Source organism: Plantactinospora sp. BB1, from assembly GCF_003030385.1.
Classification (GTDB): domain Bacteria; phylum Actinomycetota; class Actinomycetes; order Mycobacteriales; family Micromonosporaceae; genus Plantactinospora.
Window position 1 is genome coordinate 7,795,328 of record NZ_CP028159.1, and the last position, 13,356, is coordinate 7,808,683.

10 protein-coding genes, 1 tRNA gene, 3 pseudogenes and 1 riboswitch are annotated in these 13,356 nt (G+C 72.0%); of the genes and pseudogenes, 6 read left to right on the forward strand and 8 right to left on the reverse strand.

The window, feature by feature from the left end:
• Positions 1–29: 29 nt before the first annotated feature.
• Positions 30–103: transfer RNA gene (locus C6W10_RS34235), tRNA-Gly, on the reverse strand.
• Positions 104–315: 212 nt separating this feature from the next.
• On the opposite strand from C6W10_RS34235, the gene C6W10_RS34240 reads away from it, so the two are divergent.
• Positions 316–1,332, forward strand: a complete 1,017-nt coding sequence (locus tag C6W10_RS34240) for a zinc metalloprotease (protein ID WP_107263155.1) — start codon at positions 316–318, stop codon at positions 1,330–1,332.
• A 1-nt stretch (position 1,333) separates the two neighbouring features.
• Here the strand turns inward: C6W10_RS34240 and C6W10_RS34245 are convergent, their stop codons facing one another.
• A complete protein-coding gene (locus C6W10_RS34245) occupies positions 1,334–1,918 on the reverse strand; it encodes a pyridoxamine 5'-phosphate oxidase family protein (protein ID WP_107263156.1) in 585 nt (194 codons plus the stop codon).
• Positions 1,919–2,028: 110 nt separating this feature from the next.
• Here C6W10_RS34245 and C6W10_RS34250 point away from each other — a divergent pair.
• The 3 pseudogenes from C6W10_RS34250 to dcd all read left to right on the forward strand — a co-directional run.
• Positions 2,029–2,334 (forward strand): annotated as a pseudogene (locus tag C6W10_RS34250) (dCTP deaminase); the annotation flags it as partial.
• A 123-nt stretch (positions 2,335–2,457) separates the two neighbouring features.
• Positions 2,458–3,171 (forward strand): annotated as a pseudogene (locus C6W10_RS39820) (LAGLIDADG family homing endonuclease); the annotation flags it as partial.
• Between the two features lie 195 nt (positions 3,172–3,366).
• Positions 3,367–3,645 (forward strand): annotated as a pseudogene (dcd, locus tag C6W10_RS34255) (dCTP deaminase); the annotation flags it as partial.
• A gap of 99 nt (positions 3,646–3,744) precedes the next feature.
• Here the strand turns inward: dcd and C6W10_RS34260 are convergent.
• On the reverse strand, positions 3,745–4,659 hold the full coding sequence (locus tag C6W10_RS34260; protein WP_234359538.1) for an NlpC/P60 family protein: 915 nt from the start codon (positions 4,657–4,659) through the stop codon (positions 3,745–3,747).
• 138 nt (positions 4,660–4,797) lie between these two features.
• Positions 4,798–4,938, reverse strand: a riboswitch (cyclic di-AMP (ydaO/yuaA leader).
• 286 nt (positions 4,939–5,224) lie between these two features.
• On the opposite strand from C6W10_RS34260, the gene C6W10_RS34265 reads away from it, so the two are divergent.
• The gene (locus C6W10_RS34265) at positions 5,225–7,210 is read left to right on the forward strand and encodes an N-acetylmuramoyl-L-alanine amidase (RefSeq protein WP_107263158.1); all 1,986 of its coding nucleotides are present in this window, start codon (positions 5,225–5,227) and stop codon (positions 7,208–7,210) included.
• Here the strand turns inward: C6W10_RS34265 and C6W10_RS34270 are convergent.
• The 3 genes from C6W10_RS34270 to C6W10_RS34280 form a co-directional block, all read right to left on the reverse strand.
• Positions 7,207–8,262 (reverse strand): hemolysin family protein, encoded by a 1,056-nt coding sequence (locus C6W10_RS34270; protein WP_107263159.1) that lies wholly within the window; start codon positions 8,260–8,262, stop codon positions 7,207–7,209. The two genes, C6W10_RS34265 and C6W10_RS34270, sit on opposite strands and share 4 nt — an antisense overlap.
• Positions 8,259–9,602, reverse strand: a complete 1,344-nt coding sequence (locus C6W10_RS34275) for a hemolysin family protein (protein WP_107263160.1) — start codon at positions 9,600–9,602, stop codon at positions 8,259–8,261. Before C6W10_RS34275 ends, C6W10_RS34270 begins: the two co-directional genes overlap by 4 nt.
• 135 nt (positions 9,603–9,737) lie before the next feature.
• Positions 9,738–10,475, reverse strand: coding sequence for a hypothetical protein (locus C6W10_RS34280; RefSeq protein ID WP_107263161.1), 738 nt, complete (start codon positions 10,473–10,475; stop codon positions 9,738–9,740).
• 203 nt (positions 10,476–10,678) lie between these two features.
• On the opposite strand from C6W10_RS34280, the gene C6W10_RS34285 reads away from it, so the two are divergent.
• Positions 10,679–11,347, forward strand: a complete 669-nt coding sequence (locus C6W10_RS34285; RefSeq protein ID WP_107263162.1) for a DedA family protein — start codon at positions 10,679–10,681, stop codon at positions 11,345–11,347.
• Between the two features lie 46 nt (positions 11,348–11,393).
• Here C6W10_RS34285 and C6W10_RS34290 read toward each other — a convergent pair whose 3' ends face one another.
• Both C6W10_RS34290 and C6W10_RS34295 read right to left on the reverse strand, forming a co-directional pair.
• On the reverse strand, positions 11,394–12,038 hold the full coding sequence (locus tag C6W10_RS34290; RefSeq protein ID WP_107263163.1) for a response regulator transcription factor: 645 nt from the start codon (positions 12,036–12,038) through the stop codon (positions 11,394–11,396).
• Entirely contained in the window at positions 12,029–13,270 is a 1,242-nt protein-coding gene (locus tag C6W10_RS34295; RefSeq protein ID WP_234361520.1) for a sensor histidine kinase, read from the reverse strand. The genes C6W10_RS34290 and C6W10_RS34295 overlap by 10 nt, the downstream gene beginning before the upstream one ends.
• Positions 13,271–13,356: the final 86 nt, after the last annotated feature.

The window sequence follows — 13,356 nt, forward strand, 5'->3', positions numbered from 1 at the left end:
GAGATGTCCTCTGACCAGGGCCTTCGGGTTGGAGCGGGTGACGGGAATCGAACCCGCACTGTCAGCTTGGGAAGCTGATGTTCTGCCATTGAACTACACCCGCGAGCGGACCCCACTGTACCCGGTCGGGTCCGATCATGCACTCACCCTCCCCCCGGGTACGGCCGGACCGGCCTGTCACGCCTTCAGATCCCACGCGAACCACGCCGCGTCGCCTCGTTTGCAACGCTGACCGCAGCTAGTAACGTCCGCCTCACCTGCAACTATGGCTCTGTGTCATCGCAGAGCCACTCTCCGAAAGCAAAGGGTGTGGCAATGGCGTTTCGTGGACTGTGGTTGTCGTCGCGTTCCGGCTTGACCGGCATGGCGAGCATGTTTCTCGTCCTGCTGCTCGGAGCCGGCCCGGCGGTGGCGGCGCCTCCGGGCTCGGCCGGGCGAACCGGCGCACCGGATTGCGCCGAGACGACCAGCGGCCACCCGAGCGCCGTGACACCGAGCAGCGCGACACCGAACGCCAAGGCCAGACCCGGGGCGCCGCACGCCGCCGAGCCCAACGAGCTGACCCCGGCCGAGGCCGCCGAACTGGACCGAGCGGTCGACTCGGCGTACGCACAACGGGTCGGGGTGGCGCCGCTGGGCGTACCGGGCAAGCTCAGGATCACCATCGACGTGGTGTTCCACGTCGTCAGCGAGAAGCGGACCCGGGCGGACGGGGACATCCCACTGTCGCTGATCCAGGCCCAACTGAGGGTGCTGAACGACGCCTTCGGTGGGCGTACCGGTGGGGCCTGGACGCCGTTCCACTTCAGGTTGAAGAAGGTGAACCGGGTGGTCAATCCGGCCTGGTACCCGATCGTGGCGGAGAGCCCGGCGGAGACGCAGATGAAGCGTGCGCTGCGGGTCGGCGGCAAGCACACCCTGAACATCTACACGGGGCTGCTGGACGACGAGTTGCTCGGCTGGGCTACTTTCCCGCAACGCGAACTCGACCCGTACGACGGGGTGGTGGTGCTCGCCGAGTCGCTGCCGGGCGGCACGGCGGCACCGTACAACGCGGGGGACACGGCGACGCACGAGGTCGGGCACTGGCTGAACCTCTACCACACCTTCCAGCAGGGCTGCTCCGGTCAGGGCGACCACGTCTACGACACGCCCGCCGAGGCGGAGCCGGCCTTCGGTTGCCCGGAGCGACGGGACACCTGCACGACGAAGCCGGGTCTCGACCCGATCCACAACTTCATGGACTACTCGGTCGACGCCTGTATGTACGAGTTCACGTACGGTCAGGTGTTCCGGATGCTCAAGGCGTGGAAGGCGTTCCGGGAGCCGTAGGTCACGGTGTCGGGACCGGTTCCGCCTCGACGGCCCGGCGCCGGCCGCGTCGCTTCGGCCCGGCGGTGGCGCCTCCGCCCGCAACGCCCTCGCCTGTGGTGACGGCGCCGGCCGGGTCGAGCCAGACCTGCACGGCAGGGCGCTCGGACCGGTCTCCGGCGGCGAGCGGGGTGGCACCGTTGCTGCCGTGCCGGGCCACCATCGCCACGTCGACGGTGAACTCGAAGAGCCGCCAGTCGACCTGCGGTGCGGCCCGCAGGTTGCCGGCGAGCTGGTCCACCCGGGCCTGGTCGGTCACCGGGCGGGCCCGACCGGCGACGTAGGCCTCGTCGTCGCTGTCCTCGGGCGGGAAGGAGTGCAGCGCGTAGCGCCCGTCCCGTTCGAGGTCGCGCCGCTTCGGGGAGTCGACGACGAAACAGAAGAGTCCCTCGTCGGTGATGACCGGGGACACCGGGTGCACCCGCGGCCCACCGTCGGCGCGCACGGTCGCCAGGTAGCCGAGACCCGGACCGTACTGCTGGATGAGGACGCGGATCGCGTCGGCGAGTCGAGGCTCGTCAGAGGCGAATTCGGACCAGGATGCCATGGGTACATTCTATCGAACACATGTTCGATCACCTACCCCGAACCCACCCCGATCCCACCCTTCGGCGAGGTCGCGGCCAGCCGGCCGCACCCGACCGCTAAGGTGATCCGGTGCTGCTCTCCGACCACGACCTAGTGATCGAGATCAAGGCGGGCACCCTCGCGCTGGAGCCGTTCGAGCCCGCGCTGGTGCAGCCGTCGAGCATCGACGTACGCCTGGACCGGCTCTTCCGGGTCTTCAACAACCACCTCTACACGCACATCGACCCGGCGGTGCAGCAGGACGAGCTGACCTCGCTGGTCGACGTGCCGGACGGCGAGCCGTTCGTGCTGCACCCGGGTGAGTTCGTGCTCGCCTCCACCCTGGAGGTGATCTCGCTCGGCGACCAGCTCGCGGGCCGGCTGGAGGGAAAGGCGTTGGCCGTGGACACGCCCATCCCGACTCCGGCAGGGTGGCGGGAGATGGGCGACCTGAGGGTGGGCGATCTCGTCTTCGATGATCGGGGCCAACCGGTACGGATCGTGGCTGCGACTGACGTGATGACCAACCGTCCCTGCTTCCGGGTCAGTTTCTCGGACGGTGAGTCGATCGTCGCCGACGCCGATCATCGGTGGATCACCACCACGAAGCTGGAGCGCAAGTACATCGCCCGCGGCACGCTCGCGGCCGGCTCGGTTCGGACGACCGCCGAGATTGCCGGCGATCTTCGCTACGGTGACAAGGAGCGAAACCACCATATCCACGTCACCGAGCCGGTCCATTACCCCACCCGTGACCTGCTCGTGGACCCCTATGTTCTCGGTGCGTGGCTCGGCGCCGGCACATCGGACAGTGCCGAGTTCACCTGCGCCGACGAATCGATTCTCGACGAGATCCGACGTGCCGGCTACCCGGTCTCGAAGGTCAGCGGTCGCTACCGGTACCGGATCGGCGGGGTAGGCCACACACGCGACGCCAGCAGCGGTCGGTATTCGGCGAACGGGTCGTTGTCGAGCCTGCTCAAACAACTCGGCGTCGTCGGCAACAAGCATGTGCCGGCCGAGTACCTCACGGCCGATGTCGACCAGCGCACCGCGCTGTTGCAGGGCCTCATGGACACCGACGGCCACATCGACGATCTGGGCCGCTGTGAGTTCGTCAGCACCAAGGAAAGGCTTGCGGACGCGGTGGTCGAACTCGCCGCAAGTCTCGGACTGAGGCCGGTGAAACGGAAGAAGCGGGCGGTCCTGAACGGCGTGGAGTGCGGGGTGGCGTTCCAGGTCAAGTTCACGCCACACCTACCGGTCTTCCGGCTGCCCCGGAAGCTCGCACGACAGAAGGCTGGCCGGTTCCACCGTTTCCGTGCGGTCGACGACGTGCGGCCCGTGGAGTCCGTCCCGGTCCGCTGCATCCAGGTGGCGGATCCGCGTGGGATGTTCCTCGCCGGCCGGACGTTCGTGCCGACCCACAACTCCAGCCTCGGCCGGCTCGGCCTGCTCACCCACTCGACCGCCGGCTTCATCGACCCCGGGTTCTCCGGGCACGTCACGCTGGAGCTGTCGAACGTGGCCAACCTGCCGATCCGGCTCTGGCCCGGGATGAAGATCGGCCAGCTCTGCATCTTCCGGCTCTCGTCGCCGTCCGCCCACCCGTACGGGTCGGCGGTCTACGGGTCGCGCTACCAGGGGCAGCGCGGCCCCACCCCGAGCCGCTCCTGGCAGAACTGGCGCACCTGGCCCACCCGCTGACGCCCCGCCCGCGCGGCGGCCACACGGACCGAATAGAGGAACCCCCGCCGCAGGTGCGCGACGGGGGTTCCTCCGTTGACACGGTCGATCGGGGAGACGTCAGCCGGGTCTGCCGAAGCTGTGGATCTCGCCGTCGTCCATCCGCTTCATCTTCACCGGTTCACCGGCCCGGGAGGCGTGCACGATCCATCCGCCGCCGACGTACATGCCGACGTGGCTGAGGTCGGCGTAGTAGAAGACGAGGTCACCGGGGCGGAGCTGGGAGCGGCTGACCGACTTCACCTGCCCGCGCTGCGCCCGGGCGTTGTGCGGCAGCCCGACGCCGCCCTTCGCCCAGGCGGCCAGGGTCAGGCCGGAGCAGTCGTACGAGCTGGGGCCTTCGGCACCCCACTTGTACGGCTTGCCGATCTGGGCGCAGGCGAACTTGACCGCCTGGCCGGCCGGGCCGCCGGGGTAGGTCGCCGGGCAGGGCGCGGGCCGCAGCGGGCCGGCGGAGCCGTTCCCGTACGCCTGGATCCGCAGCTTCTGCAACCGCTCGACCTCGGCGTCGATCTCCTTCTTCTTCGCCGCCAGCTCCGCCTCGGTCTTGGTCAGCTGGCTGACCAACCGGTCCAGCGGGGCCTTCTGGGCGGCGTACTTGTTCTTGAGGTCGACGACCGCCTGCACCTCGCGCTGCTGCTGCCGCGCGAACTGGTCGAGCACCGAGAGCTGGCCGACCAGCGCGGTCGGCGACTTCGTGGTGAGCAGGGCGTTGACCGCGGACGCCTTGTCGCCCTTGTACGCCTCCACGGCGAAGTCGCTCACCCGGTTCATCGCGGCGTCGATCTGCGACTGGAGCGGGGCGATCTTCTTCTGCAGGGCGGCGGCCTGCTTCTTCTTCGCGGTCAGGTCCTGCCGGGTGGCGTTGTGCCTCTCGACGACCGGCTCCAGTTTGCGCCAGGCGGTGTCGATCTGCTGCTCGATCTCGGCCACCGACGGTTCGGCGAGTGCCGGCGTCGTGCCGGTGAACAGCACGGCGGCGCTGGCCAGGGCCGTGAGGGCGATGGCGAGAATGGACCTTCGAGGGCGCGGTTTCGCGTTCCCGGCGTCGGCGGAGGCCGATCGGAGGGATGGCGACCGCGGCGGGGCAGGGGGAGCCACCGGGGTCCGTACTCCTTCTTCCGTAGCCCGCCTACCGGGTTAGCTGACGGGTTCGGGCGGGAAGATTGTCGCCCTACCGCGTGAGACGCGGATTCACCCCATGAAGCTCGGGTCCCCGGTTCGCTGAGTGTGACGATTCGGCGGTGTCGAGACGTCGCCGCCCGGCTAGGCGGCCTGCCGTCGGCTCGACGGTCCCCAACCTTAGAGAAGGGTGTTATCCAAACGCAACCCCGTGATCTGAGTCGATTCGTTATGTATCGGATCGGTCGCTGACGGTGGGAGCATTCGAACCCCCGAACCGAAGGATCGAACCCGCCGATCACACTCGGTATATGTGAAAGATTCCTACATAGTGACGACCTTGGCCGGCAGGTATTGACCAGCACCGGTCCCGGGTGGAGGGTGATCAGCAGGCCCACCCCCGGCTCATGGAGGTTCGATGCTTCCCACGAAACAGCCGCTGAGCAGGAGAATCGCGATCGGGGCCGCAGTCGTCGGCGCCGCCGCGCTGCTGCCGGCCAGCCCCGCGCCCGCCACCGCCGCGTCCGCCGACAGCCGGCAACAGGAGTACGCCGCCGCCGCGGCCGAGTTCGGCGTACCCGAAAGTGTGCTGCTCGGCGTCTCCTATCTGGAATCCCGCTGGGACACGAACGCCGGCACGCCGAGCACCAGCGGCGGGTACGGCCCGATGCACCTCACCGACGTCGCCGGGCTGGCCACCGGGCCGGAGCACCCCGAGCACGGTGAGGACCGACGCGGCGACCAGGCCCGACCCGCCCGCCCGGCACCCGGACCCGCCGGCCCACACCTCGACCGGAGCGCCGACGCGCCGCCCGGCGGACAGACCCTGGACGCCGCCGTCGCGCTGACCGGAGTCGACGAGCACCTGCTCCGCTCGCAACCGGCGGCGAACATCCGGGGCGGGGCGGCGCTGCTGGCGTCGTACCAGAAATCGCTGGCCGCGCCGACGGGCCCGGCCAGCGACCCGGCGGCCTGGTACGGCGCGGTGGCCCGGTACGCCGGCAGCGACCGCGCCGACGCCGCGGCGGCCTTCGCCGACGAGGTGTACCGGACCATCGCCGAAGGCGCCAGCCGGACCACCGACGACGGCCACCGGATCACCCTGCCCGGCCGACCGGGGCTCGCCCCGCAGCGCTCCTGGCTGGACCGGCTCGGCCTGCCCGGCACCCCCCGCCCGGACGGGCTGGAGTGCCCGCGCGACATCTCCTGCGAGTGGATCCCCGCCCCCTACCAGGCGTTCGGGGACGGCGACTACGGCAACCACGACCTCTCCGACCGGCCCGCCCGGCAGAAGATCGAATACATCGTCATCCACGACACCGAGGGCAGCTACGACACCACGCTGCGGCTGGTGCAGGACCCGACCTACGTGAGCTGGCAGTACACGCTCCGCTCGGCGGACGGGCACATCGCGCAGCATGTCTTGGGCAAGGACGTGGCCTGGCACGCCGGCAACTGGTACGTCAACGCCAAGGCGATCGGCCTCGAACACGAGGGCTTCGCCGCCCAGGGCACCTGGTACACCGAGGCGATGTACCGGACCTCCGCCAAGCTCGTCCGCTACCTCGCCGACCGGTACGACATCCCACTCGACCGCGACCACATCATCGGGCACGACAACGTACCCGGCATCCTGCCGGCGAACGTGCGCGGCATGCACTGGGACCCCGGCCCGTACTGGGACTGGTCGCACTACTTCGACCTGCTGAAGGCACCGTTCCGGGGCATCGGCATCCCGGCCGCCGGCCTGGTCACCATCGACCCGGACTTCGCCACCAACCGGCCGGCCTTCACCGGCTGCGACACCGCCGGGGTGCCCTGCCCGTCGCGCGGCTCCTCGTCGGTGATCCTGCGCAGCGCCCCGGCCGCCGACGCGCCGCTGGTCAACGACATCGCGCTGCGCCCGGACGGCACCCCGAACACCATGCACATCTCCGACCACGGCGCGCGGGCCTCGGCCGGGCAGACCTACGCGCTCGCCGGCCGGCAGGGCGACTGGACCGCGATCTGGTATCTCGGGCAGAAGGCGTGGTTCCACAACCCGAGGAGCAACCCCACGGCGAAGTGGACGGTCGGGCTGGTCGCGACGCCGAAGCCGGGCCGGGCCACCATCCCGGTGTACGGCCGGGCGTACCCGGAGGCCGACGCCTACCCGGCCGGCGTGCCGGTGCAGGCGGTCACGCCGTTGCAGTACACCCTCGCCGCCGGGCAGCGCTACGCCGTCGGCAACATCCTGCCCAGCGAGTACTACCGGGCCACCACCTTCGACGGCTCGTCACCCGGTGACTGGACGGTGATCCGGGGCGACCTGCGGTACGTCCAGATCCAGTTCGGCCACCGGATCATGTTCGTGAACGCCGACGACGTACGACTGCTGCCGTCGCCGATCGGCGCGCCGGGCTAGACCTGACCGGCGGCCGGCGCCGGCTGCTGCGCGGTGCCGGTGGGGTCGGTGGCCGCCCCGACGACGGCGGTGAGCACGTCGTCCAGGGTGACCACCCCCATCGGCACCCGCCCGTCGCTGACCAGCACCATGTGCCGGCGCTCCCGGCGCATCGACAGCAGCAGGTCGGCGAGGCTGCGCTCCGGCGGCACCACGGCCAGCGGCCGGAGCAGCTCCGTCGGCACCGGCGCCCGGCGGGCCGCACCGGAGTACCCGAGGACGTCCTTGACGTGCACGAAGCCCAGCACCCGGCGGGTGGCCCGCTGCACCACCGGGAACCGGGACCGGCCGGTACGGGTCGCCAGCACCTCCAGGGAGGCCGGAGAGACGTCCTCGGCCACCGTGGTGACCGTGGCCCAGGGTCGCAGCGCGTCGGCGGCGGTACGCCGGTTCAGGGCCAGCGCGCCGGTGATCCGGGCATGCTCCTCGGAGCCGAGCAAGCCCTCGGTACGCGCCTGCGAGACCAGCCCGGCCAACTCCTCGGCGGTGAAGACCGTCTTCACCGCGTCGGCGGCCTCGATCCGCCACAGCCGCAGGATCCGGGCCGACGCCCACTTCATCGCCAGCAGCAGCGGCTTGGTCGCCACGCAGAACGCCAGCATCGCCGGCCCGAGCCAGAGCGCGGAGGGCTCCGGCCCGGCCAGGGTGATGTTCTTCGGCACCATCTCACCGATCACGGTGTGCAGGAAGACCACCACGCCGAGCGCGATCACGAAGGCGACCGGGTGCACCGCGCGGTCCGGCAGCCCGACGGCGTGCATCGGCTCCTCCAGCAGGTGTGCCAGGGCCGGCTCGGCGATGGCGCCGAGGCCGAGCGAGCAGATGGTGATGCCGAGCTGGGCGCCGGCGATCATCAGCGGGATCTGGTTCATCGCCGACAGCGCCCACCGGGCCCGCTTCGACCCGGCCGCCAGCGGTTCGAGCACGGTACGCCGGGACGCGATCAACGCGAACTCGCTGCCCACGAAGAAGGCGTTGCCGAGCAGCAGCCCGAGGGTGACCAGCAGGTTCATTCGGCGGCGTCCTCGGGCCGGACCACCCGGACCTGCTCGATCCGGTGCCGGACCACCTCGACCACGGTGAACTCGAAGCCCTGCTCCTCGACGGTCTCGCCGGCCACCGGGATGTGGCCGAACCGGGCCAGCAGGAACCCGGCCAGCGTCTCGTACGGGCCCTCGGGCAGCCGGAAGCCGACCTGTTCGACCAGCTCGTCCTCGCGCAGCACCCCGTCGACCAGCACGGTGCGTTCGCCGCCCGGCACCGTCAACTCGACCGGATCCTCCACTCCGGACCCGGCGGAGCCGGCCGGGTCCGGGGTGAACCCGTCGACGACCGGGTCGAACTCGTCGGCGATCTCCCCGACCAGCTCCTCGACCAGGTCCTCCACGGTGACCACGCCGTCGGTGCCGCCGTACTCGTCGACCACGATCGCCAGGTCCGCACCGGCGCCGCGCAGCGCCGCGAGTACCCCGTCCAGGTCCAGGCTCTCCGGCACGTACACCGGCTCCCGGGCCACCGCCGCCACCGTGGTGGAGGACCGCCGGTTCGGTGGTACGCCGAGCGCGTCGACGACCCCGGCCACCCCGGTGACCAGGTCGACGGTCTCCTCGTAGACCGGGAACCGGGTCCGGCCGGTCTGCTGGGCCAGCGCCAGCAGCTCGGCGACGGAGGCGCTGGCCCGCAACGCGACCACGTCGACCCGGGGCGTCATCGCCTCGGCGGCCCGCTTGTCGCCGAACCGGATCGTCCGTTGCAGCAGCATCGCGGTCTCCCGGGGCAGCGCCCCGGCCTGCGCGGAGATCGCCGCCAGCAGGCCGAGTTCCTCCGGCGACCGGGCGCTGGCCAACTCCTCCTGCGGTTCGACGCCGAGCCGGCGGACCAGCCAGTTGGCCGAGTTGTTCAGGGCCCGGATCAGCCAGCCGAAGATCCGGGAGAAGGCCCGCATCGGCCCGGCGGTGGCCAGCGCCGCCGGCATCGGCCGGGCCAGCGCGGCGTTCTTCGGCACCAGCTCGCCGAAGAGCATCGACAGCAGCGTCGCCAGCGCCAGCGCGAGCAGCGGGGTGACCCGTCCGGTGTTCTCCCCGGCCACCGGCCGGAGCAGCGGGGCGAAGAGCTTCGCCAGCGCCGGCTCGGCGAGATAGCCGGTGAGCAGGGCGGTGATGGTGATCCCGAGCTGCGCGCCGGAGAGCTGGAAGGAGAGTTCCCGCAGCGCCTTGCGGACCGTACCGGCCCGCCGGTCGCCGCCGGCCACCCGCCGGTCGAGTTCCGCCCGGTCGACGGTGACCAGCGCGAACTCGGCCGCGACGAAGAACGCGTTGCCGCCGGTCAACAGGACGAAGCCGGCCAGCGGCAACAGGGTGCTGAGGAGTAGGGCGTCGATGATGGGTTCACCTCGACCGTGGTTGCGTCCCGCCCGCGAATATCGAGCACAGTACCGGCCCGACCAGGCGACGGCTGCCCGGTGCGCGGGGCGGTCGGCCCCCGGGACTCAGCGCCGGAAGCAGCGCCAGCCGAACGGGTCCCGGCCCTCCCGGTTCTCCGCGAACGCGCCGTCGCCGTAGGTGTCCCGGCAGGCCCGGTCGATGTCGATGGCCCGGGACGACAGCAGCAGCCGCTCGCACTCCCAGCCGTCGCCACGGGTGTCCGCCCAGCTCGCCCCGCCCACGTGCTCGTCGCAGTAGCGGTCCATCATCCGGGCCAGCCCGTCCCGGCCGTCCGGGCCGAGCAGCACCGGCTGGGCGGGCGGTGGGGGCGGCGGCGGTGCGGCCGGCGAGGACGGCGGGGCGGTCGTCGGGGGCGGCGTCGGTACCGCCGCTCCCGCTCCCTGAAGCGGTGGCCGCGCCGGCGTCGACGGTGCGGGTGGGGGCGACGCCGGAGCACCGCCGGCCCGGGAGGTCGGGCCGGGAGTCGCCGTCGGGGTCGCGCCGGGCGTACCGGTCGGCAGCGCGGCGTCCGGGGTCGGCTCGGCCACCGGCGATCCCGGTGTCGGCGGGTCGGCCACCGCCACCGGTACCCCGACCTCCGGCTCGGTCCCGCCACCCCAGAGCGTCGTGCGGAGCGTCTCCGCCCCGAACGGGATGGCGAGGAGCAGCAGCCCGACTCCGAGCCCCACGGTGGAGATCAGCCGGAGCCGCCGACCCGACCGGTCCCGCCGGTCGGCCGACCCGGTCCTGCGGTGCCGGCCGCTCGACTCCGCCGCCATCCGGTGTGGTGCGCTTTCCGCCACGCGGCGCCCGCCTCCTCGCGGTCTGAGGGGCCGTCGTCGGCCACCATCGCCTGGTTGGAGACCGCCGCGCGGCGGTCCAACATCGACAGGTACGAACGAACGCCGTATGTGGTTCACCGCAGTCCGTGACTGTGGCGGCCCGGCGGATCATCGGGCGCCGCTCCACAGGGTTTGGACAGGTGGCACCGGCTAGCGTCGGATTCATGATCGATGATACGGCTCCGATGGCCGCCGAACCCACCCCGCTGAGCGGGATCGCCGAGTGGGCGACCGACCTGATGGACACGCTCGGCGCCCCCGGAGCGGGCCTGGCGGTGGCGCTGGAGAACCTCTTCCCGCCGCTGCCCAGCGAGATCATCCTGCCGCTCGCCGGCTTCGCCGCCAGCCGGGGCGAGATGAGCCTCTGGTCGGCGATCTTCTGGACCACCCTCGGCTCGGTGGTCGGCGCGCTGGCGCTCTACTACGTCGGCGCGCTGCTCGGCCGGGAACGTACCCGGGCCATCGCCGCCCGGCTGCCGCTGGTCAAGCTCGCCGACGTGGACCGTACCGAGGCGTGGTTCGTCCGGCACGGGGTCAAGACGGTCTTCTTCGGCCGGATGATCCCGATCTTCCGCAGCCTGATCTCCATCCCGGCCGGCATCGAACGGATGCGCCTGGGCACCTTCCTGCTCTGCACCGCCCTCGGCAGCCTGATCTGGAACACCGCCTTCGTGCTGGCCGGCTATCTGCTCGGCGAGAACTGGCACCTGGTCGAGGAGTACGCCGGCCTCTTCCAGAAGGTGGTGATCGTGGCCGTGGCGCTCGCGGTCGGCTGGTTCGTACTCTCCCGGCTCTCCCGGCGCGACCGGCCGCGCAGCCGCCACCGGATGTGACCCGGCGTCCGGCCCGGGTCGCCCCCGCCCGGCGGCCCGGGTCCGGTCAGCCGCCCAGGTAGCGGAGCACCGCCAGCACCCGCCGGCTGTAGCCGGTGACGTGCGCCAGGTCGAGCTTGTCGAAGATCGCGTTCACGTGCTTCTCGACGGCGCTCTGCGAGACGTGCAACTGCCCGGCGATGGCGGCGTTGGTGTGCCCCTGCGCCATCAGGTCGAGCACCGCCCGTTCCCGTACGGTCAGCCGGCTCAGCGGGTCGGTGTGGCTGGTCCGGGCGAGCAGTTGGCGTACCACCTCGGGGTCGAAGGCGGCCCCGCCGTCAGCCACCCGGGCCAGCGCGTCGAGAAACTCGCCGACCTGGGCCACCCGGTCCTTCAGCAGGTAGCCGACCCCGCCGCTCTGGCTGGTCAGCAGCTCCACGGCGTAACGCTTCTCGACGTACTGGGAGAGCACCAGGACCCCGACGGCCGGCCAGCGGCGGCGGATCTCCAGCGCGGCGCGCAGCCCCTCGTCGGTGTGCGTCGGCGGCATCCGTACGTCGACCACCACCGCCTCCGGTGGATCGGCCGTGACGGCCGCGACCAGGGCGGTCGCGTCCCCCACGGCGGCGGCGACCCGGTGCCCCTCCTCGGCCAGCAGCCGGACCAGCCCCTCCCGGAGCAGGGTCGAGTCCTCGGCCAACATCACCCGCATGGCAGCTCCGCGACGACGGTGGTGGGGCCGCCGACCGGGCTCGCCACCCGGAGGCGGCCGTCGAGGGCGGCGACCCGGCGGGCCAGCCCGGAGAGGCCGCCGCCGGTCGGGTCGGCCCCGCCGACGCCGTCGTCGACGACCGTCACGACCAGCCGGCCGTCCCGGACCGCGACCTCGACGTCGACCCGGCTGGCCCGGGAGTGCTTGGCGGCGTTCGTGACCGCCTCCGAGACCACGAAGTACGCGGCCGTCTCGACCGCCCGCGCCGGCCGGACGGTCAGCCGGTGGTCGATCCGGACCGGCAGCCCGGCGTGCTCGGCGACCCGGGCCAGCGCGTCGGCCAGCCCCAGGTTGTCCAGCGCGGTCGGATAGACCCGCCAGGCGACCTCGCGGAGGTCGTCGATCACCCGGCCGGACTCCTCGTGCGCCTGCCGCAGCAGCTCCGCCGCCCTGGCCGGGTCGGTGGCCCGGCGGGCCCGGCCGACCAGCATGCCGAGCGCGACCAGCCGCTGCTGTACGCCGTCGTGCAGGTCCCGCTCGATCCGGCGCCGCTCCGCGTCCACCGCCGCCACCACCCCGGCCCGGCTGGTGGCCAGCTCGGTGATCCGGCGTTCGAGCGCCTCCCGGCCGTTCGGCCCGAGGAACCGCCGGGCCAGCCGGCGGTCCAGCGCCGCGACGCCGAGCACCCCCTGCACGGCGAGGAAGAGCAGGACCAGGGCGAAGACGCCGAAGTACACCACGATCAGCGGGGTGGCCTCGATCTCGTCGACCGGGCGTCCGATCGCCCAGCCGACCACCACGGCGCAGGCCACGACCGCGCCGTACAGCATCATCCCCAGCACGATCCCGCCGAGTACCCCGACCGGCAGCCGGGCGGCGAGGTAGCCCACCGCGCGGGCGTCGGTGATCACACCTGCGGGGCTGTCGCCGAAGTACCGCTCGACCCGTCGCCGGTCGTACTCGGCGAGCCGGCGGGCCAGCCCGCCCAGCCACCGCCGGGGTCGCGGAAAGCGGGCCGGCACGGCGTGGCCGAGCAGCGTACCGACCAGGTGCCCCAGGCTGACCGTCGCGGTGACGGCGCCGAGCAGCACCCCGGTGGCGACCCGCAGCCAGGTACGGAACGACCACCAGGACGGGCGGCTTTCCGGACGGTCCCACGACGGCACCCGGCCGGCGGTCTCCTCCGACCCGCCCGGCAGCGCGTCCGTGGTCCCGATCCCCTGCTGCGGCACGTGTCGAAGGCTACCGTTGTGGTTTTCCACAGCCTGCCGGCGGCGGAACTCCGCAGCCACCTGCCCGACCCGGGACCACCGGCCGG